Below are 21,313 nucleotides of genomic sequence, written 5' to 3' on the forward strand. Positions count from 1 at the left end.
CCCATAATAGCTTCCAAAACAATTTCTAAAAAATCATCGAGGTGTTTGTGTCACGATTTTCCCGTTCATTATGTTTAGTTTTAATGATAACTACAGCATATTGTCATGCTGATATGCAGTTATCAATTAAAGGTTTATCTGGGGAACTTGCTGATAATGTGGATGCCCGCGTTTCATTAATTGAACCAAATAAAATCAATAATTCACCTAATTTTAAGCGTTATTTTGAAAGCGAAGCACAAAAAGCCCTTCGAGCGTTAGGATATTACTCCCCTAGTTTTGAATATTTTGAACAAGATCCTAAAGTATTAACTGTTAAAATTTCACCTGGCATACCAATACTAATTGAACAACTTAACATAAATATTACGGGTGAAGGTAAACAAGATAAAGATTTTAATGAGTTACTTGAACATGACTTGCCTAAAAAAGGTGATATTTTGAATCATGGTAGTTACGAATCATTTAAAAAATCATTACTTAATCTATCTTTAGAAAAAGGATATTTCGATGCTAATCTGTCTAAGCATCAGTTAGCTGTATCAAATTATGAACACCAAGCTTATTGGAATATTGATTTGAATACGGGTCAACGTTACAAATTTGGTAAAGTTAGTTTTCCAAATGTGAAAATCCGTAAAGACTATTTAGCTAATCTAGTACCATTTAAAGAAGGTGAAAAATATACGGCTGAACAGCTATCTATATTAAATAGACGTCTTAATTCAACCAATTGGTTTAATTCTGTTCTTGTTACACCAGACTTTCCTCATCTAAGTGAGGATAAAACTCTCCCTATTGAAGTGACAACTTCGCCGCGTAAAAAAAATAGTATGGACTTAGGGTTAGGATACTCTACGGATAATGGCGTACATGGTAGAATAGGCTGGAGTAAACCTTGGATTAATAGTCGAGGACAAAGTTTTCAAAGTAATTTATCTCTATCATCACCTGAACAAATGATAACCATGAGTTATAAAATACCCCTTAAACAATCACCTTTAGAGCAGTATTACACTATCCAAGGTGGTTATAAAAAAATTGACAATAATGATACTTATTCGCGTTCCTATACTTTTGGAGTGTTGCGCAATTGGGATCGCTTTGAAGGATGGCAAACAGCATTAGGTCTAAGTATGCTAAGGGATGATTTTACCCAAGGGGATTCAAGTTATAAAACATTCTTATACTATCCCTCGCTTAGTCTTTCACGCATCCGTAGTGACGATAATATATTACCTATGTGGGGTGATTCCCAACGTTATTCAGTTGAAGCCGCAGCAGAAACATTAGGTTCTGATATCAATTTAGTTCGTTTCCAAGCACAACAAACTTGGATCCGTTCATTAAAAGAATCTCATCGATTTATTGTTAGAGGGAATTTTGGGATAATTCAAGCGAGTAATTTTAACAGAGTACCGCCTTCTTTCAGATTCTTTGCTGGCGGTGATCGAAGTATTCGTGGTTACAGCTACCAATCTATTTCGCCAGAGGATAAAAAAGGGAAACTTAAAGGTGCATCTAAACTCATCACTGGTTCGGCAGAATATCAATATAATTTATCTGGTCCATGGTGGGGAGCAGTATTTATTGATAGTGGTGAAGCAATAGATAAAGTTGATAAAGCTAAATTTTATACCGGTAGCGGATTTGGTATTAGATGGTCATCACCTGTTGGCCCTATAAAATTGGATCTGGCAACCCCATTAAACAGAAAAGATAAAGGCTCTGTTCACCTATATATTGGTTTAGGAAGCGAATTATAATATGTCTGAAAATGCTAATCATGATGCTGTTGCTGAAAACTCAAAATCCAAAGGAAAATGGAAAAAACGCAGTATTATCATACTGTCTATTTTCATCTTTCTAATTACATTTATCATTATGGTGATTTACACAAGTTTAGGTGTAAAACTTACCATGTTTGCATTAAATAAATATCTGCCAGAACTGAAAATTCAACAAGTTGAAGGATCGTTTCATAATTTACATATACAAGGACTTTCATTAGATTTAACTGGAGTCCATGTAAGCGTTCAAGATGCTTCTCTTGAATTATCAGGTTCATGTTTAATACAGACCAAGATCTGCCTGAAAAACTTTGATGCAGATGGAGTAAACGTTCAGATTGATACCAAACAATTCGAACCTTCAGAAAAAGATACAACAGATACAACAGTAGACGAAGAACGATTTATTATCAAAACACCATTACCGATTGAATTAAATGCTACACAGCTTAACAAGGTCAAAGTGAACGTTGATGATATGCAATTCGGTATGTCAAGTTTTACTGGTAAAGCGATATGGGTTAATGAAAAAATTTACGTATATCCTGCGGTTGCTATGGATTTGAGTGCAATTTTTCCTGATAACACATCACCTCAAAGAAAAAAAACAGAAAATAATTTACCTATTAATGAACAGATTAATCAATTATTTAATGAACCACTGATTAATTCTTTACCTCAAGTAAGTATTCCATTAGATATCAATGTGAGTAATCTAAGCGGAGATAATTGGTTATTACATATCGGAGGGGAAGACTTTCGATTTAATCAAGTGAACATTGAAACAGATATGGTAAACAATCATATTATGGTAAAACAAGTTGATACCAATGTACAGACTCCTTATATAAATGGACATGCATCGGTTAATGGTGAGATCACACTTGGTGATGATTGGCCACTCGTTACGTTTATTAAAGTGGACACAAAAGAAAATCATTTGGATGGACAATTTTCTGGAAAATTATTAGGTAAATTAGAGACTCATACCTCACTTAAAGGATTAAATCAACTTAATATCGATGGTCATATTAATTTTATCGAGAAATATTTACCTGTTATGGCCAAATTGAATGGTAAACATATTCAATGGCCTCTTGAGGGAGTGGCTCAATATCAACTTGATGATTTTGATCTCTCTATTGATGGCAATGTAAAACAATATAATTTATCAACCAAAGGGTCTGTAGCAGGTGAAAATTTACCAGCAACAATATTTGACATTGCTGGCAACGGTACCAACCAGGGAGCTATCTTTAAGCGTGGAATCATCAAGTTAACCCAAGGTGAGATTGCTGCATCAGGAAATGTGAATTGGCAAAATTCTCTGCAATGGAATACCAATGTGAAACTTAATCAAGTTGATCTAACAAAAGAGATACCTGATTACCCTGTAAAATTAAATGGTCAATTTAATACAACGGGTAAATTAGCAGGTGAAACTTGGCAATTCAATGTTACCGATTTAGATTTAATAGGTAAAATTAAACATGCTGATTTTTCGGCTAACGGTAATTTACAAGTTGATTCTAAACGTAATTTATCCGCTAATGATCTAGCAATAATCTGGGATAAAAACCGAATAAATGTAGATGGCTCAACGGAAAAAGGAAATTTGAATGCAAAACTTAATCTAGCATCTTTAGCATTATTGGTCGATGAAATGCAAGGAACTATTTTTGGTAACATCAAAATGGCAGGAACGAAATCAAATCCTATCATTGATACAAATTTAACCGTAGACGCTTTAAAAATACCAAATATCTCAATATCTAAAGCAAATTTATCCGGTAAAGTGCACTATCAAGACCAATTAAACTTACAACTTAGACTCATTGGACAGAATATTGAGATTTCCAACCAAGTAATTAAAAAAGCAGACATTGATCTTGTTGGTAATGAAAGTAAGCATACTTTAAGTATTGATCTTGATGGTAATCCTGCATCATTAAAAACATCATTAACGGGGAAAATTGATAAAGACCATACTAAATGGAGCGGCAATATATCTAATGCACTATTAAATTTAGGTAATAATAACCATTGGTCATTAACTCAACCTTTAACTTTAACTTATGATTTAAATCAACAAATCCCCACTATTGGAGCCCATTGTTGGCACAATAGCTTTTCAAGCATCTGCTTAGATAAGCCATTATCACCTATACCTAATACTCAATCAACAATAACCCTGAAAGATATTGATTTAGCCAGACTACCTATACCAAATGATGGCGAGACAAAACTTGCAGGTAGCATAAACAGTAAAGTAGAAATTAAATTTGGCAATAACAGCAAAACGCCTGCTATTAAAGCCAATATAACCAGTAATAAAGTTTTTGTTCAGCAAATGATAGTAAATCAAGCCTTACCTATTCCATTTGATTTATTTAATATTAATGTAGAATTTAATGAACAACAGGCTAAATTAGATTGGCATTTTAGTCTAAAAGAATTAGGAAAAATTAATGGAGATCTACTTATTACTGATCCAAACAATCAGAAAAAATTAAGTGGTCAATTAATAATTGATAATTTGGCTTTGGCAATCCTTAACCCACTGTTAGATAAAAATGAATACACTAAAGGTGCCATTAATGGAGCGGTTAAATTTTCTGGTTCATTAATGGATCCTTATCTAACGGGCAATATCAATCTTAAACAAAGTGAAATAAAATCTAATCAATTACCTATCGACATTAAATCAGCAACGCTTGATATAAAATTGAATGGTAAATCTTCAACCTTACAGGGAATTCTGACAACTCAATCAGGTAATGTTGATATTAACGGTAATGCAAGCTGGCAAAATTTAGATAAATGGCAGGCTAATTTAACAGTCAATGGTGCAGCAATGCAGGTATCGGTTCCACCAATGATTGTAATGAGTATTGTTCCTGATATCAAAATTAACGCAACTCAAGATGAATTAACTCTATTAGGAAAAATTAACATACCTAAAGGTAAGATTACCGTTGATTCACTGCCAGCCTCAAGTATCGATGTTTCACCAGATGAAGTGATGCTTGATAGAAATGGAAATCAAATAGAACCACAGAAGTTTGGTATGAAAATCAATAGTCATCTTGAAATTAATATTGGGAATGATGTTTCTGTTGATGCATTTGGTTTAAACGCTAAACTAAAGGGACATTTAGTTGCCACACAGACTAATAAAGGTTTAGATCTACATGGTGAAGTATTAATTCCTAGCGGACGGTTTCATGCGTATGGTCAAGACTTAATTATTCGCAAAGGGGTTATTACGTTTTCAGGACCAAGTGATCGCGCTATACTTGATGTTGAAGCAATACGTAATCCAGACTCAATAGATAAAAGTAATATTACAGCAGGAATTCGGGTAACGGGCTCATCAGAAGATCCAAAAATTGACATCTTCTCCGACCCTGCAATGTCGCAACAAGAAGCATTATCTTACCTAATCCGTGGACAAGGTCTTGATAACTCTGATCAAAGTGAAAACGACATGATGACAGCATTATTAGTCGGAATTGGTACATCTAGTACAGGGAAATACATTGGTGATATCGGTAATATGTTTGGGATTAAAAATCTTACTTTAGATACTCAAGGCGCAGGTGATAGTTCAAAAGTGGTCGTGAGTGGCTATATTTTACCGCATCTACAACTTAAATATGGAGTCGGTATTTTTGATTCTTTGGCAACTTTTACATTACGCTATAGACTTATGCCAAGTCTCTATTTAGAAGCGACTTCTGGTTTAGCTCAAGCACTAGATGTAATTTATCAATTTGAGTTTTAAATTTACTAATCAAAGTTAATGTAAACGATAAAATTTATGGATATAGGTGGGTTTGAAAATAATGCATCTAAATGTTAAAAAATAAGACAAAGGTTAGATTGATTAGTTTTTATCTTAATTAAAATAGCGTTAAAAAGCTAATTTTAACATTCATAATTAGTTAAACCCCATTTTAGAATGGGATTTAACTTTATAATTATTCATAAATTTTTTCTTAAAACAAATATATTCCATTCTCCTATTACGAAAAGCATCTCTAGCTTGACTACAAGGATCCGATTCAAGAATCGTACTTTCTAATTGAGATTTTTCACTACATTTTATGTTTTGTGGAAGAAATAAGATTATTCAGTCTTATTGCCGATTAACATTTCACGCTTTATACCAAATCCTTTATGTTTAAATACATTAAACCCAGCATTAAGTAGATTACGACGTACAAATCCTGCAGCAGTAAAAGTCGCAAAAGTGCCCTTATTTGCCGTTAATGTATAACATTTTTTAAATAATGATTCTGACCACATATCAGGGTTTTTAGCTGGCGAAAATCCGTCAAAGAACCAAGCATTAATCAAAATATTTTGTTTTCTTAGAAAATCGGGGAAATCGCTAACATCATCATAAAAAATGGACAACGAGACATTATCAAAATGGTAAATGCTTTCAATTTCACTGAAATTGTTCTGCAGTTGCGATGCTAAGTTTTGTAAGTCTTTATCTTTGGTTAATACATTATGATGAATTTGCTTTAATTCATCTGATGATAATGGAAATTTTTCAACACTAAAGAATTTAATTTTTTTAAGAACATGATTTGGATGTTGATCTCTAAAATGTAAAAATGTTTGCCATAAAATTAAAAAACTGAGACCTGAACCAAAACCGGTTTCGCCAACTATAAATGTCTCTTGCTCATGCTGTAAAAAACGTTGATATAAATCATTACCTTCAATAAACACGTAACGGGTTTCGTCAATTGCTCCTTCAGTATTAAAATACACATCATTAAAATAAGTTGAAATTGGGGTTTGATTTTCGTCCCAAATAATCGTTGATTTAAGCATAAACATCCTATAGACGCGTGATTTTTACAAACTGTATATTAACGTTGATTACGTATATAATACGCCAAGTTAACTTATGAGGTAAATTATGGTTTTTATTTTTCGCTTAATTTTTGTCGTCATCACAGGAATTATTCTTTGTGTTTTTGGCGTGATTTTTTGTTTATTTAATCCAAGAAACCCCAAAAATGTAGCAAGATTCGCCCATTTATTTAGTTTGTTGTTCCAACCGGTATTTGGCGTTAAAGTCACTACACGCCCCTATTCTAAAATTAGTAATATGGGAAGCTGTGTTTATATTGCTAATCACCAGAATAATTTCGATTTGGTGGTTGCTGCTGATATTGTACAACCGAAAACTGTCACCGTTGGTAAAAAAAGTTTGGCTTGGATCCCATTTTTTGGGCAACTTTATTACCTTACAGGTAATATACTCATTGACCGCAACAATAAATCAAAAGCACGCGATACCATTGAACAAGTGGTTAGAGAAATTCAAAATCGTGGTATTTCTATTTGGATGTTTCCTGAAGGTACACGTAGCCGCGGTCGAGGACTGTTACCTTTTAAAATGGGTGCATTTAAAGCAGCAATAGCCGCTGGCGTACCCATTGTACCAATTTGTGTATCAGAGACGACTAAAATTAAGTTAAATCGTATCAATAATGGGCATATGATTGTTGAAATGCTCGATCCAATTGAAACTAAAAACCTTCGCAAAGAAGATGCCAAAGCATTAATGGAACAGTGCTATGCACAAATGTCTAACAAAATAGCGGAAATCAATGCTGAAGTACAACAACTTAACAATCAAAAGTAATTTATGAGTAAACAAGATCGCAATTTTGATGATATCAGTGGCAAATTTGCACAAAATATTTATGGTACAACTAAAGGTCGAATTCGTGAAGCGGTAGTTTGGCAAGAACTTGAGAATATTTTAGCTAACTATCCTGCAAATAAACCCCTAAATATCCTTGATGCTGGTGGTGGACAAGGTCAAATCGCCTGTAGACTAGCTAAACTCGGCCACCATGTTACCATTTGTGATATTTCGCAACAAATGCTTGAACTAGCAAAACAAAAAGCGAGCGAGGAAAATATCGAAATCAATTGTCTTTGCTGCTCAATACAGCAACTTCATACTTTACTTGATGAACAGTTTGATATCGTTATTTGTCATGCCGTTTTAGAATGGGTTGCAGAGCCGATTGAATTAATTCAATCATTAAAAAAACATTTAAAGGTAAATGGCTATTTATCTTTGATGTTTTATAACTACCATGGACTGCTATTTAAAACAGTCACCTTGGGTAATTTTGGTTATACACAAGCAGGCCTTGCAAAACGTAAAAAAAAGACACTCTCCCCTGATTTTCCAAGAGAGCCTAAAGATGTCTATTATTGGCTGACCCAGTTAGATTTTAATATTTTACAAAAAATAGGAATTCGTATTTTCCACGACTATCTAGCGAATAAATCCAAGGCTGAAACTCAATTTGAACAGCTGTTAGAGCTTGAAAAACAATACTGTCGTACTGAACCTTATCTTAATTTAGCAAGATATATTTTAGTCACAGCGAAAAAGAATTAATTGATAAACGATTAACAATATCAAAAGAGTTATAATCTATTTCATAGGTTATAACTTGTTTATTCTAAATATTGTATCTATCTAACGATGTTAATTTAAGTAATATACCTGACATGACAGAATCATTGTCAGATCAAATAACAATTAATTAACTGATCTTATTCGTGTTTTGTCAATTATTAAGCCAAAGGATATGCATGTAATGATGCTTTCAGCTTATGAATTTTCAATGCACAACAGCCTTGAACATAAATCATCACTCGAAAAATTTGTCATAAATCGTTATTATAAGTAGGTTCATTTTATTGGTTAAGGAATTTGATATGATCGTTGTAACTGGCGGTGCTGGATTTATTGGTAGTAATATTGTTAAAGGGTTAAATGACCAAGGACACAAAAATATTTTAGTGGTGGATGATTTAACCGACGGAACTAAATTTAGTAATTTAGTTGATTTAGATATCGCTGACTATATGGATAAAGACGAATTTATCTCATTAGTTGTAGCAGGTGAAGATATGGATATTGATGTTATTTTTCATCAAGGAGCTTGCTCATCGACCACCGAATGGGATGGCAAATTTATGATGGAAAACAACTATCAATATTCAAAAGACTTGTTAGATTGCTGTTTAGATCTTGATATTCCATTTTTATATGCATCTTCGGCTGCTACTTATGGTGGGCGCAGTGATAATTTCATTGAAGATCGCGCTTATGAAAAACCGCTGAATGTTTATGGTTATTCTAAATTTCTGTTTGACCAATATGTTAGACAAGTATTACCTAAAGCTAAATCACAAGTTTGTGGATTCCGTTATTTTAACGTCTATGGACCACGTGAATCACATAAAGGTAGTATGGCAAGCGTTGCATTTCATTTAAATGAACAAATTAACAAAGGTGAAAAACCGAAACTATTTACTGGTAGTGATAACTTCAAACGCGATTTTATTTATGTAAGTGACGTTGTTGATGTAAATTTATGGTTTTGGAAAAATAAAATTTCAGGTATTTTCAATTGTGGCACAGGTCGAGCAGAATCATTCCAAACCGTAGCTGATGCTGTGGTCAATTATCATAGAAAAGGGGAAATAGATTATATTCCGTTCCCTGATAACCTTAAAGGACGATACCAAAGCTTTACTCAAGCTGATCTCACTAAATTTAGAGAAACTGGATGCCCAATTGATTTTAAAACTGTAACCGAAGGTACAACTGAATATATGAAATGGCTTAACGAACAATAGAAAGGAATTGATAAGATGAAAACACTCATTATTGGTCCTTCATGGGTTGGTGATATGATGATGTCACAAAGCCTATATCGTACTTTAAAGCAGCTTGATCCTCATAATGAAATTGATGTTATGGCCCCGGCTTGGAGTCGGGCTTTATTAAATAAAATGCCAGAAGTCAATCAGGCGCTTGAAATGCCAATCGGTCATGGTGAGTTTGCTTTCGCTAAACGTCGTCAAATAGGTAAATCATTACGAGCTAATCATTACGATCAAGCTATTGTTTTACCGAATTCATTTAAGTCTGCACTCATTCCATTTTTTGCCAAAATTCCTAAACGAACAGGCTGGAAAGGGGAACTGCGTTACGGATTATTAAATGATATTCGCACACTTGATAAAGCTGCGTTTCCTTTAATGGTTGAGCGCTATGTTGCGCTGGCTTATCCCAAAGATCAAATTCATTCAGCAAAAGATTTACCACAACCACTATTGCGGCCAAAACTGAGTGTTGAGCAAAAAGAAATTGATGAGGCATTAGTCACTTTTGCGATTCCACAAGATGAACCATTAATTGGCTTTTGTCCTGGTGCAGAATTTGGACCCGCTAAACGTTGGCCAGATTATCATTATGCTACACTTGCCGATATGCTGGTTAAACAAAATGCCAGAATTATAATCTTTGGTTCAGCCAAAGATCGAGAAGTTGGCGATCAGATTATTGCTAAAATAGTGCAAAGTGATAAATGTATCAACTTAGCAGGTCAAACCAAGCTAGAACAAGCTATTGCTTTAATCGCAGCTTGTAAAGCCATTGTGACTAATGATTCAGGATTAATGCATGTTGCAGCTGCATTAGATAGGCCATTAGTTGCATTATATGGTCCAAGTAGCCCAGAGTTTACCCCTCCATTATCGGATAAAGCAGAAGTTATCCGTTTAATCACTGGTTATCATCGTGTTCGTAAAGGTGATGCTGAACAAGGTTATCATCAAAGCTTGATTGATATTAAACCAGATAATGTATTTGAAACTTTGATGAATCTTATCATGCGTAGTAAAAAGAGTAATGGATAATGCGTGTCTTAGTCGTTAAAACTTCATCAATGGGTGATGTGCTGCATACTCTACCAGCATTAACCGATGCAGCAAATAACATATCTGATATTACTTTTGATTGGGTAGTTGAAGAAAATTTTGCTCAAATACCTAGTTGGCACTATTCTGTAAATAATGTAATACCTGTTGCTATAAGACGTTGGCGCAAAAGTTGGTTTTCAAAAAATTCTCGCCAAGAACGTCATGCGTTTATCCAAACCCTTAGGCAACAAGAATATGATTGTATTATTGACGCGCAAGGACTTATTAAAAGCGCATTTCTTATAACTCGTAAAGCGCGAGGTATAAAGCATGGTTTGGATCGTCAAAGTATTAAAGAGCCCATTGCCAGTTGGTTTTATGATGTAAAACATGCTATTCCCAAGCAAATGCATGCCATTGAACGAGTTAGAATGTTGTTTGCTCAAAGCTTACAATACCCACTACCAGATTCAATGGGGGATTATGCTATTGCCCGCCATTTTCTATCGTCTCTACCTAGTGATAATCAACAGTATCTTGTTTTTTTACATGCTACAACTCGAGATGAAAAACACTGGACGGAAGAAGCATGGAGAAAATTAATTAAATTAACCCAAGCAACTGGATTAAAAATAAAATTACCTTGGGGAGCCGAACACGAACATCAAAGAGCGATTCGTCTTGCACAAGGTTTTAAGCATGTAGAAGTATTACCTAAACTATCACTGTCTGATGTTGCAACCATTATTGCTGGAGCAAAAGCAGTAGTTTCAGTTGATACAGGATTAAGCCATTTAACCGCTGCATTAGATCGCCCAAATATTACTCTATTTGGTGAAACCGACCCAAAATTAATTGGTGGTTATGGCAAAAATCAATTTAGTATAATTTCGCCTGAAAAAAGCATGCGCACTATTCAAGCCGAGCAAGTATACCAACAATTGGCTCAATTTTTATAACAACAAATAATGATTACGAAAAATAACAGGAAGCCGTTTAATGAATAAATATTGTGAACTCATTCGTGAAAAGTATGCCCAAATTGGAAGTAATGAACTAGGTTACATTGAAGATGCCCTAGGAGCCGTAATGCTGGTTCTAAATGAAGTAGTCGATTGCGAGCAAGTTCCTCAAAAACTAAAAGATAAAGCTGCCTATGCAGCAGCTAATTTGTTGATTAGTGATTATGAGGTGAAATAGCGGTTGGTAGATTGATAATAAAACGGGTAGATCTATCATCAGACTCAACAAAAATCGTTCCTTTATGGGTTTGGATAATTGATTTTACGATTGCCAACCCTATTCCTGCACCCGAAGTACCATTACGATGACGTGATTCATCTACTCGATAGAAACGGTCAAAAAGGTGAGGTAAATGCCGGCTATCAATTTTTTCACCTGGATTGGCAATGATGATTTTGACTCTTTTTACAGAAGTTTGACTTAAAGTAATGGTAATTACTTCATTTTGAGGAGTATAACGAATGGCATTGGATAAAATATTACTTATCGCTCGGCCTAACATCAATTTATCGCCTTGAATGTGTGAACAGTTACCCTCTAAATTAAATGTGATATTTTTCTCATCGGTGAGCGGTTCAAAATAGTCACACATCATGGTAAGCATACTAACCAAATCAATATCAATAAGATTTGGTACTAATTGATGATTATCGGCTTGAGCTAAAAAAAGCATATCTGAGATCATTTGTGACATTTTTTCATACTCTTCTAAATTGGAGTATAAAATCTCTCGATACTCTTCGGTGGAACGAGCATTATTCAAAACAATTTGCGTTTGGGTTGTTAGATTAGTAATGGGGGTTCTCATTTCATGAGCAATATCAGCCGTAAAGTTACGTTGCCGCTGAAAAACATCTTCCATACGATTAAGCATTTTATTGAACGCTCTCACTAAACTAATATATTTGGTTGGTACTGAGGATGTTGGTATTCGATAATTTAAACTTTTAAGATTGATTTTTTCTATCTTCTTAATAAGCCGATTAATCGGTTTTTGAGTATAATAAATTGAAATAAATGAACCAATCAATGCTAAAACACAAGAAATGGCAATCAGCAATCCTAAACCGTTTCTTAATCGACTGATAAATTCAAGCTGTAAATCGCGACCAACTGCCACAATAGTGGTGTATTGTTTGTTATTTTCAACTATAACTCTTGATGCAGCAATTCGATAAGATGATTTATTCAGATTGGATATGGTCGTACCGTGTTCAGTTATAATTTTTTCTAAATTTGAGGGTTTTAATGCAACAGCCAGATTAGGTCCACGTGTCCGATAAAGTACCTTACCTGATTCATCAATGATATAAACAAACAAGTGATGATGGCCAGTTAATATCAATAATAGATTTTGAAAAAGCTCATCACGATTGTCATTAGGTGAAAAATAAATAAGTTCACGTTCTATTGATGAGATAACTGAATTTAATTCGGATACATTTTGCTGGATGGAAAATTTTTCAAAAGAACTTTCAATAAGATAACTAAAACAATAAAGAAGCCCACAAGTTAGTAGGCAAACAATTAGTGGTAAACGAAAAGAAATAATGTTATTCCGCTTCATCCATTACATCCAATTTATATCCCATTCCACGTACGGTATGAATTAATTTAGGTTCAAAACCTGCATCAATTTTATTTCGCAATCGTCTAATCGCCACATCAATAACATTAGTATCACTATCAAAATTCATATCCCAAACTTGAGATGCAATCAGTGATCTTGGTAGAACTTCACCTGGATAACGTAAAAAATATTCTAATAACAGAAATTCTTTATTGGTTAAATCAATTCTTTTATCTGCTCGCGTTACTGTTCTTTTAGGTAAATCCATTACCAGATCAGCAATACTTAATTGATAATTATTGACTTGTGGAACATTGCGTCTGAGTAAAGATTTGACTCTTGCCAGTAATTCAGCAAAAGAAAACGGCTTAACTAAATAATCATCCGCACCTAAATTCAGTCCTTTAACTTTATCTTCGACACTGCCCATCGCAGTGAGTAACATAATTTGCGTGTCTTTTCCTGCTTCACGCAAAGATTGGACTATTTTCCAGCCAACGATATCTGGCAACATTACATCCAGAATAATTAAATCATAATCTTCTGTCATGGCTCTATGATAGCCATCTAAACCATTATCGGTTAAATCAACAATAAAACCTGATTCAACTAAACCCTGACGAAGATACTCACCTGTTTTATGTTCATCTTCAACAACTAACAATTTCATTTTGAGTATTTCCTTTGTTATTTTATATGATTATCGAAAATGTTTACTGCCGTAGTAGGATATATGAAAAAACCAAATGGTATCATGACATTTTAATGACTATATTGTAATAATTTGGTCATTAATTCGTTTGTTTAGCTTTGTTATAGTACTCACACAATGATTCATGAGGCTAGACATTATTGTTTCATTGTTTTATTTCCTTTCATCCATTCCTTGCAATTTAATGCAGCCCTAGTTTACCTAGGGTTTTTTTTTATCAAAAGCAATGTTGACAGTAGTCATTAGCCAAACAAGTACTAATTATTTTAGTATTTAGCCTAATTATTCTAACAAAATTAACCATCCTTGGATATGAATATATCTATTTTTTATGCAACACAACACCACTTTCAATATGATCGGTATAAGGAAACTGGTCAAACATAGCAAAATGCTTGATATTATGAGTTTCTATCAATTGCTGTAAATTATCCCGTAAAGAAAGAGGATTGCAGGATATATAAATAATAGTATTGTAACTTTTAAGAATATTAATTGTATCACTATCTATTCCAGCACGAGGAGGATCAACCAGTACAGTTTGGCACTGATAATCATCAAGATTAATATCCTTTAATCGATTAAATTCACGTTCTTTTTTAATAGCACTGGTAAACTCAGCTGCGGATAGACGGGCAATAATTAAATTATCAATCTCATTTACTGCAATATTATATTGCGCTGAATATACAGACGCTTTCGCTATTTCTGTCGCTAACACCTTACGAAAGTTTTGAGCCAAAGCGATAGAAAAATTACCGTTGCCACAATAAAATTCAAGTAGATCACCTGGCAAACCTTTGGTAACTTCAATAGCCCACTCAAGCATTTTGATATTGACTGAGGCATTGGGTTGAGTAAAGCTATTTTCAACTTGACGATAAATAAAGGTTTTATCCAATATTGGTAAGGCCTCATCAACATAATCGACATCAATAGCAATTTTCTGATTACTCGCCCGACCAACGATATTAGCATCGATCCCCTGCTCGGCAAGTTGTTGCTTAAGTCTATTTGCCTCAGCAATCCAATCATCACTTAACTTTTTATGATACAAAAGGGTGATAAGTAATTGACCACTCAGTGTGGAAAAATAATCTATCTGAAACAATAAATGACGTAATAATTGATTATGCTTAAGCAATGGTAAAATAGCTTTCATTGCTTGATTAATCAATTTCGTTGCAATCGGAAAATCATCAATTCGTGTGCGCTTTTTCGTTTTTTTATCATACATAATATGGTAGATATCTTCACCATCATGCCATATTCTAAACTCAGCTCGCATACGGTAATGACTGATAGGAGAACTATAAACTTGCAATTCTGGAAGTGAGAAATCACTAAAAATCGTTTTTAAATGGGTTATTTTATTTTCAAGTTGAAGATGATATTTATCGTTCGAAAAAATTTCAGTCATATTCTGTAATGGGTGATTTTGTTAATTGTTAAAAGAAATATTGTCTATTATAAAAATAACAACAAGATTATATTAAGTTATTAAGTAAATATTGAGTTTTAATCCCTTATTTTACCTAATGTCATAAAATTTATTTTGATATCTTAACACAAAGGCAAAGTGTATTATAAATAAAGATTCCGTTACAAGCATTGATAAGAGTTGATGAATCAATTATTCTTTAATTTTTATACTTAAACGTATGCTTAACCTCAAACTTTTTTACAAAGTATTTAATTAGCGTAATTGATATACTATAAAATGAACAAAATGAATATTGATGTTAGTTACTCACTACGTTTTATTGATTGTAGTTATAACGATTGCCGTTATAATGTGTCTCAAAATTTAAGATAGAATGATCAATATGACTGCAAAAACTTTTTCAGATTTAGAATTAGATGAGATTTTAATTCAAAATCTACAAACACAAAACATCCACACGCCAACAGTAATCCAAACTCAAACGATACCTGTCGCATTAGATGGCAAAGATATTTTAGGGTCGGCGCCAACGGGTACGGGTAAGACACTTGCTTTCTTAATTCCTGCTGTGCAACATTTATTGGATTTTCCACGTCGCAAACCGGGACCACCTCGTATTTTGGTTTTAACACCTACTCGAGAGTTAGCGATGCAAATAGCTGAGCAAGCAAAACTATTAACGCAATCCACTCATTTAAGCATAGCCACAATAACCGGAGGCGTTGCTTATATGAACCATGCTGAAGTATTCAGTAAAAATCAAGATATTGTGATTGCGACAACTGGACGGTTATTGCAATACATTAAAGAAGAAAATTTTGACTGTCGAGCTGTTGAAATGCTTATTTTAGATGAAGCAGACCGTATGTTAGATATGGGATTCTCTCAAGATGTTGAAACCATATCAGCAGAAACTCGCTGGCGCAAACAAACACTACTCTTCTCTGCAACGCTAGAGGGTGAAGGATTACATAATTTTGCTAATCGCATATTAAATGAACCCATTGAAATTAATGCCGATCCTTCACGAAAAGAACGTAAAAAGATTTTACAATTCTATTATCGTGCCGACAATTTAGAGCATAAAGTAGCCTTACTCATTCATTTATTAAAGCAAGAAGAATTGAAAAAGACGATCGTTTTTGTACGTAAGCGTGAACGGGTACATGAATTGGTTAGCTTGTTACATCAGGCCGGAATCCATAGCTGTTATTTAGAAGGTGAAATGGTTCAAGCTAAACGTAACGAAGCAATTAAAAGAATGAACAACCATACTGTTAATGTACTGGTTGCAACCGATGTTGCGGCTCGTGGCATTGATATTGATGATATTACCCATGTTATTAATTTTGATGCACCTAAAACAGCCGACGTCTATTTGCATCGTATCGGTCGTACTGCGCGTGCGGGGAAAAAAGGGACCGCGATTATGTTGGTCGAAGCTCATGACAACGAATTGTTACAAAAAATTGAGCGTTACATCAAAGAACCAATAAAGTTACGAACCATTGATGAGTTACGCCCAAAAACGAAAGCTCCAAAACCGGCAACTAAGAAAAAACCTTCACAAAAAGCGAAATTGAAAAATGCTTCCAAAAAAGAAGATAACAAAAAGAAAAAAGTCAAAATACGCCATCGCGATACTAAAAATAAAGGTAAACCGAAGAAATTAATAAATACTACCGAATGATAATTTATCAGTTAATAGTTTAAACTTATGGTATCAATTGTTTATAACAACTTGGAGTGTAAGTTTAAATTGTTATAATGTCCCACATATTAAAAAGCATTAAATAGTTAGGAGAACCATAATGACTTTAGTCACTCGTAAAGCCCCAGATTTTACATCAGCAGCAGTGTTAGGCTCAGGTGAAATCGTTGAAGATTTCAATTTAGCTAAACACATTAATGGCAAATATGCTGTTGTATTCTTTTGGCCAATGGATTTTACATTTGTATGTCCATCAGAAATCATCGCTTTCGATCATCGTTTAGAAGAATTCAAAAAACGTGGCGTTGAGATTATTGGGGTTTCTATGGATTCACAATATGTACATAATGCATGGCGTAATACTCCACAAGATAAAGGCGGTATTGGTGAAGTAAAATTCCCAATTGTTGCAGATATAAAACACTCTATTATGCAAGCCTACGGCGTTGAACATCCTGAAGCTGGTGTTGCTCTTCGCGCATCATTCTTTATTGATAAGTCAGGTGTTGTACGTCATGAAACGATCAATGATTTACCAATCGGTCGTAATATTGACGAGATGATTCGTATTGTTGATGCTTTCCAATTCCATGAAGAACACGGTGAAGTTTGCCCTGCTCAATGGACCAAAGGTAAACAAGGTATGCAGGCTAACCCAAATGGTGTTGCTAGCTACCTAAAACAACATGGTAACGAAATTTAGTAAACTGTTTTTCCCTTTTATTCATACATCCTTTTAGCTTACACTTTGCTTAACCGGAGTTCATCTCCGGTCTTTTTTTATTTAAAGAATTGAATAAGTAAAACGAATAACTATTTTTTAACTCTATATCTAATAATTTTTTTGAGTATATCTTTGACTACATTGTAGCGTGTAATCCTACAATACCAATAATAATAAAAGTAAGTCCAAATAAGCGAGGAAGATTTTTCGGCTCATTAAAAATAAACATATTAGCCAATACCGCACCTGACGTACCAAGCCCAACCCATACAGGATAGACTATACTTAAATCCAGATATTGAAGTGAAAAATAAAATAATGTAAACGAAACAAAAAAACCACCCCAATACAGTGTTAATCGAAACACACTTTTTTGTTGCGAATAGAGCTTAAGGCCAATAGCGCCAATAACTTCAAAAATTGCAGCCGTTAAAATAAATAACCATCCCATATTGTAATCCAAATTTCAGTTAATCAACTATCTGCTCGTTTAAGTTGCACAACGCCAATAATTATTAATGCAACAAACAATATTTCAATAAGTTTGATTTCTTTACCAAACACGACCATATCAATAGCAAGTGAGCCTATCGCTCCGACACCAGAAAATATTGCATACACAGTACCTGTAGGAATTGTCTTGCATGCATTTGTTAAAAACGTAAAATCAACAATAATTATGAGTATAACAATAACCCAATGCCACCACTGACTGGCAGTAGTAAAACCAAATACCCAACACAGTTCAAAAAAGCAGGTCAGTATCACAAATGCCCACTCTTTATTCGCGCTAAACATAGTTACCCCGTTTTTATTACTATCTATTTTGTTAAAATCTATATTTTTAATGCAATCTATATGTTAGATATGCTGATTCTGCTATTTTGCCAATAAGCATCGACAAAACTATAGATGGTTCGCAAACAAAGCATTTGCCACCAAAAGAACTTAATATTATTTACAAAGAAACAACTTAATTGAATGCTAATTAGATTTTTAAAATTAGTATGATATTAAAATATCTATCGTTTCTAAAAACTTAAAAAATTTTATCCTTATTTATCAAATGTATAAGATATTTTATAATGAAGAAAGACAAAAAGCAAGAATAAAACTGTTATTATTCAATGTTTCACACTTTTACAGATAAAATTATAGTGAATAATGAGAACAATAAATAACTTAAAGCAGCTAAATAATCGCCAAGTTTAATCAATTTAATCGTTAGTTTGGCGATTTTATTTAATTGATTGAGCTAGAATGAAAGTTTAGTGCTTACAAAAAATGTCCGCCCTGGTTCATTATACGTTGCAGCTCCTGCACCCTTAACGGTTACGATACCATTTACTGGATTTTTTAAGGTTGTGGAATTACCCTCTCGGAATAAGCGCTTATTAAACACATTATCTATTCCAGCCGTTAACGTAACGTTTTTATTAAATTGATATTGCCCACTAAAATTTAAAATAGCATAAGGACTAAGTTGGTGAGTTGCACTATCCGTAGCTTTATTCCCAAGATAATCATATTTTTTCGGCTTTTGTTTACCAAACCAAGTGACCGTAGTTAACAACGACAATTTATCGGTTGTTTGCCAGTCTATTGATGAATTCAACGTATATTTTGGTATTATTGATAAATAATCGCCAGTCTTTTTATTTTTTGACTGCAACATCCAAGTTAGGTTATTTCGAAACTTGATTGTTGAAGTAACGGGAATCGTTAAGCTGCCTTCCAATCCCTCTACAACAGATTTGGGCACATTTTGCCATTGAAAAATATTTGAATTGCCAAATTTATTTTTTCCACCTTGCGCATGACCCACCACTTTTGTGCCAGAATCAATTTTATCATGATAATCATTACGGAAATAAGTTATGCCAGCAATTAATCCTTCATTATTATGAAACTCAAGCCCAATTTCTTTATTGACGCTTGTTTCCGCTTTTAAATTTTTGTTACCAATTAAATAACAACTGCCACCCGCACTATGACAACCTTGCCCACGACTATAAAGAAGATAGTTTGGGTTAGTTTGATATAAGTTAGGTGCTTTATAAGCTCTGGCAATACCAAGTTTTAAACTGAAATAGTCGCCCAATTCTTGGGATAAGTTCAAACTTGGACTCCAGTTACCACCTGATTTACTTTGATGATTATATCGTAATGTAGGGGTAAGCATGGTAGTTTGTGTCAGTTCAATGTTATCTTCGATAAACATTCCCCAAAGATTAGCTGATGAGTTTTCACTGCGCATTTTATCTTTGATCCAAGATATGCTTCCTCCCTCTTCAACGGATTGATTATTTGAGGTTGGATCTTTCATTTTTTGATGATTATACTCGCCACCAACAGTCATAGTTTGGGGTACCACCATAGTTAATGGGAAGTTGGTCTCATTATGTAAAGTAATATTATTATATTTAATGGTAGAAAAACTATCATTATCAAATCGACCTTCAGTTCCACCAGCTAAACCTTCATTTAAACGGGTATTATGTGTTTTTTCCAATTGAATATAAGATATTGTATTTAAACCGTTGTCCCAATATGCTCGATGAGTTATTGAATAATTTTGACGAATCATTTTGTTAGTTTCATCATTATAAAAACGACTCACCAATTGATTAGGATTATTATTCTGTGTATCTCCGGCATAAATATTTCCTTGTCGGCTAATGCTCGTTTCAAATTCAATTGATTGTTTATCAGTGATATCCGACCGCAATAGACCATTGAGATCTTTATTGCGCACCCCTTCCCGTCCTGCACTGACCGAATTCGGATTAATTTGATGTTTTTTGTTGATATCCCACTCATCAGCATCGGTTTTATTGATATTGCCGTATAGACGCACACTTAGATTATCGGTTAATCCACCTGTTAATAAAAAGTTAGTCCTTTTTGTTGAACCTTCCTCACTGTGAGATGGTACATTAATATAACTATTTAAAGATCCATGCCACTCTTTAGCGGGTTGTTTCGTTATAATATTTACTACGCCTCCTGCTGCACCATCACCATAACGAGCTGCTGCTGGACCACGAAGCACGTCAATTCTTTCAATAATATCTACAGGTATCCAATTCGTATCGCCTCTTGTGTCTCGCTCACCGCGCCAACCATATCGAACAGACATACGGCTTTTTACTGATCTTCCATCAACTAAAATAAGCGTATTTTCAGGTCCCATTCCTCGAATATCAATTTGTCGATTATTACCTCGTTGACCACTTGTTGAATTACCCGTCAAACTGACACCTGGCATAGTACGAATAATTTCGGAAATATCGTTTTTGGGCGGCATTTTGCTCAGATCTTTTTGGCTGATAACCGAAACACCCAATGCTTGTTTAGCTTGCTCTGCTGCTGTCACAACCATCACATCATCTGAATCACTTGCCTTATGAGTTAATGAATTTTTGATATCAGCATTAGCATTATGACATGCAAGACTAACAAGTGTGGCAATAAAACAAGTCGATTTATATTTTGAACACATATATTATCCCTAATATTATTCTTCAATAATGATTATCATTATCAAGTGGCAGTAATATAAATCAAACTATCATATAT

17 protein-coding genes are annotated in these 21,313 nt (G+C 34.0%); 10 read left to right on the forward strand and 7 right to left on the reverse strand.

Going from position 1 to position 21,313, the window contains the following annotated elements; translation table 11 throughout:
* Positions 1 to 83 precede the first annotated feature (83 nt).
* Positions 84 to 1,766, forward strand: a complete 1,683-nt coding sequence (locus H3S73_RS07005) for an autotransporter assembly complex family protein (RefSeq protein WP_370528795.1) — start codon at positions 84 to 86, stop codon at positions 1,764 to 1,766.
* Between the two features lies 1 nt (position 1,767).
* Positions 1,768 to 5,574 carry a translocation/assembly module TamB domain-containing protein gene (locus H3S73_RS07010; protein WP_198236261.1) on the forward strand — a complete coding sequence of 1,269 codons (3,807 nt, stop codon included), beginning with the start codon at positions 1,768 to 1,770 and terminating at the stop codon, positions 5,572 to 5,574.
* A 344-nt stretch (positions 5,575 to 5,918) separates the two neighbouring features.
* Here H3S73_RS07010 and mnmD read toward each other — a convergent pair whose 3' ends face one another.
* A complete protein-coding gene (gene mnmD, locus H3S73_RS07015; RefSeq protein WP_198236260.1) occupies positions 5,919 to 6,638 on the reverse strand; it encodes a tRNA (5-methylaminomethyl-2-thiouridine)(34)-methyltransferase MnmD in 720 nt (239 codons plus the stop codon).
* An 88-nt stretch (positions 6,639 to 6,726) separates the two neighbouring features.
* Here mnmD and H3S73_RS07020 point away from each other — a divergent pair, with 88 nt between their 5' ends.
* From H3S73_RS07020 to H3S73_RS07045, 6 genes are all read left to right on the forward strand, one after another.
* Complete coding sequence (locus H3S73_RS07020; protein ID WP_198227792.1) at positions 6,727 to 7,458, forward strand: 1-acylglycerol-3-phosphate O-acyltransferase; 732 nt, start codon at positions 6,727 to 6,729, stop codon at positions 7,456 to 7,458.
* A gap of 3 nt (positions 7,459 to 7,461) precedes the next feature.
* On the forward strand, positions 7,462 to 8,232 hold the full coding sequence (locus tag H3S73_RS07025) for a methyltransferase domain-containing protein (RefSeq protein ID WP_198236259.1): 771 nt from the start codon (positions 7,462 to 7,464) through the stop codon (positions 8,230 to 8,232).
* A 323-nt stretch (positions 8,233 to 8,555) separates the two neighbouring features.
* The gene (rfaD, locus tag H3S73_RS07030; RefSeq protein ID WP_198236258.1) at positions 8,556 to 9,482 is read left to right on the forward strand and encodes an ADP-glyceromanno-heptose 6-epimerase; all 927 of its coding nucleotides are present in this window, start codon (positions 8,556 to 8,558) and stop codon (positions 9,480 to 9,482) included.
* 15 nt (positions 9,483 to 9,497) lie between these two features.
* Positions 9,498 to 10,547: an ADP-heptose--LPS heptosyltransferase RfaF gene (rfaF, locus tag H3S73_RS07035; protein ID WP_198236257.1), complete on the forward strand. Its 1,050-nt coding sequence runs from the start codon at positions 9,498 to 9,500 to the stop codon at positions 10,545 to 10,547.
* The gene (gene rfaC, locus H3S73_RS07040) at positions 10,547 to 11,509 is read left to right on the forward strand and encodes a lipopolysaccharide heptosyltransferase RfaC (protein ID WP_198236256.1); all 963 of its coding nucleotides are present in this window, start codon (positions 10,547 to 10,549) and stop codon (positions 11,507 to 11,509) included. Before rfaF ends, rfaC begins: the two co-directional genes overlap by 1 nt.
* 40 nt (positions 11,510 to 11,549) lie before the next feature.
* Positions 11,550 to 11,750 carry a YaeP family protein gene (locus tag H3S73_RS07045; protein ID WP_198236255.1) on the forward strand — a complete coding sequence of 67 codons (201 nt, stop codon included), beginning with the start codon at positions 11,550 to 11,552 and terminating at the stop codon, positions 11,748 to 11,750.
* Here H3S73_RS07045 and H3S73_RS07050 read toward each other — a convergent pair.
* The 3 genes from H3S73_RS07050 to trmA all read right to left on the reverse strand — a co-directional run bounded on the left by H3S73_RS07050 (position 11,728) and on the right by trmA (position 15,275).
* Entirely contained in the window at positions 11,728 to 13,140 is a 1,413-nt protein-coding gene (locus tag H3S73_RS07050; protein WP_198236254.1) for a heavy metal sensor histidine kinase, read from the reverse strand. The genes H3S73_RS07045 and H3S73_RS07050 overlap by 23 nt on opposite strands.
* Positions 13,127 to 13,813, reverse strand: coding sequence for a heavy metal response regulator transcription factor (locus tag H3S73_RS07055; RefSeq protein ID WP_198227802.1), 687 nt, complete (start codon positions 13,811 to 13,813; stop codon positions 13,127 to 13,129). The genes H3S73_RS07050 and H3S73_RS07055 overlap by 14 nt, the downstream gene beginning before the upstream one ends.
* 364 nt (positions 13,814 to 14,177) lie before the next feature.
* Positions 14,178 to 15,275: a tRNA (uridine(54)-C5)-methyltransferase TrmA gene (trmA, locus tag H3S73_RS07060; RefSeq protein WP_198236253.1), complete on the reverse strand. Its 1,098-nt coding sequence runs from the start codon at positions 15,273 to 15,275 to the stop codon at positions 14,178 to 14,180.
* A 406-nt stretch (positions 15,276 to 15,681) separates the two neighbouring features.
* Here trmA and srmB point away from each other — a divergent pair, with 406 nt between their 5' ends.
* A complete protein-coding gene (gene srmB, locus H3S73_RS07065; RefSeq protein ID WP_198227806.1) occupies positions 15,682 to 16,989 on the forward strand; it encodes an ATP-dependent RNA helicase SrmB in 1,308 nt (435 codons plus the stop codon).
* A gap of 121 nt (positions 16,990 to 17,110) precedes the next feature.
* Positions 17,111 to 17,713, forward strand: coding sequence for a peroxiredoxin C (locus H3S73_RS07070; RefSeq protein ID WP_039127151.1), 603 nt, complete (start codon positions 17,111 to 17,113; stop codon positions 17,711 to 17,713).
* A gap of 157 nt (positions 17,714 to 17,870) precedes the next feature.
* On the opposite strand, the gene H3S73_RS07075 is transcribed toward H3S73_RS07070, so the two are convergent.
* The 3 genes from H3S73_RS07075 to H3S73_RS07085 all read right to left on the reverse strand — a co-directional run bounded on the left by H3S73_RS07075 (position 17,871) and on the right by H3S73_RS07085 (position 21,236).
* Positions 17,871 to 18,185 carry a multidrug efflux SMR transporter gene (locus tag H3S73_RS07075; RefSeq protein ID WP_039127148.1) on the reverse strand — a complete coding sequence of 105 codons (315 nt, stop codon included), beginning with the start codon at positions 18,183 to 18,185 and terminating at the stop codon, positions 17,871 to 17,873.
* A 23-nt stretch (positions 18,186 to 18,208) separates the two neighbouring features.
* Complete coding sequence (locus tag H3S73_RS07080) at positions 18,209 to 18,532, reverse strand: multidrug efflux SMR transporter (protein ID WP_198227808.1); 324 nt, start codon at positions 18,530 to 18,532, stop codon at positions 18,209 to 18,211.
* Between the two features lie 457 nt (positions 18,533 to 18,989).
* Positions 18,990 to 21,236: a TonB-dependent siderophore receptor gene (locus tag H3S73_RS07085; protein WP_198236252.1), complete on the reverse strand. Its 2,247-nt coding sequence runs from the start codon at positions 21,234 to 21,236 to the stop codon at positions 18,990 to 18,992.
* Positions 21,237 to 21,313: the final 77 nt, after the last annotated feature.

Source organism: Gilliamella sp. B14384G12 (genome assembly GCF_016101825.1).
GTDB lineage: Bacteria > Pseudomonadota > Gammaproteobacteria > Enterobacterales > Orbaceae > Gilliamella > Gilliamella apicola_N.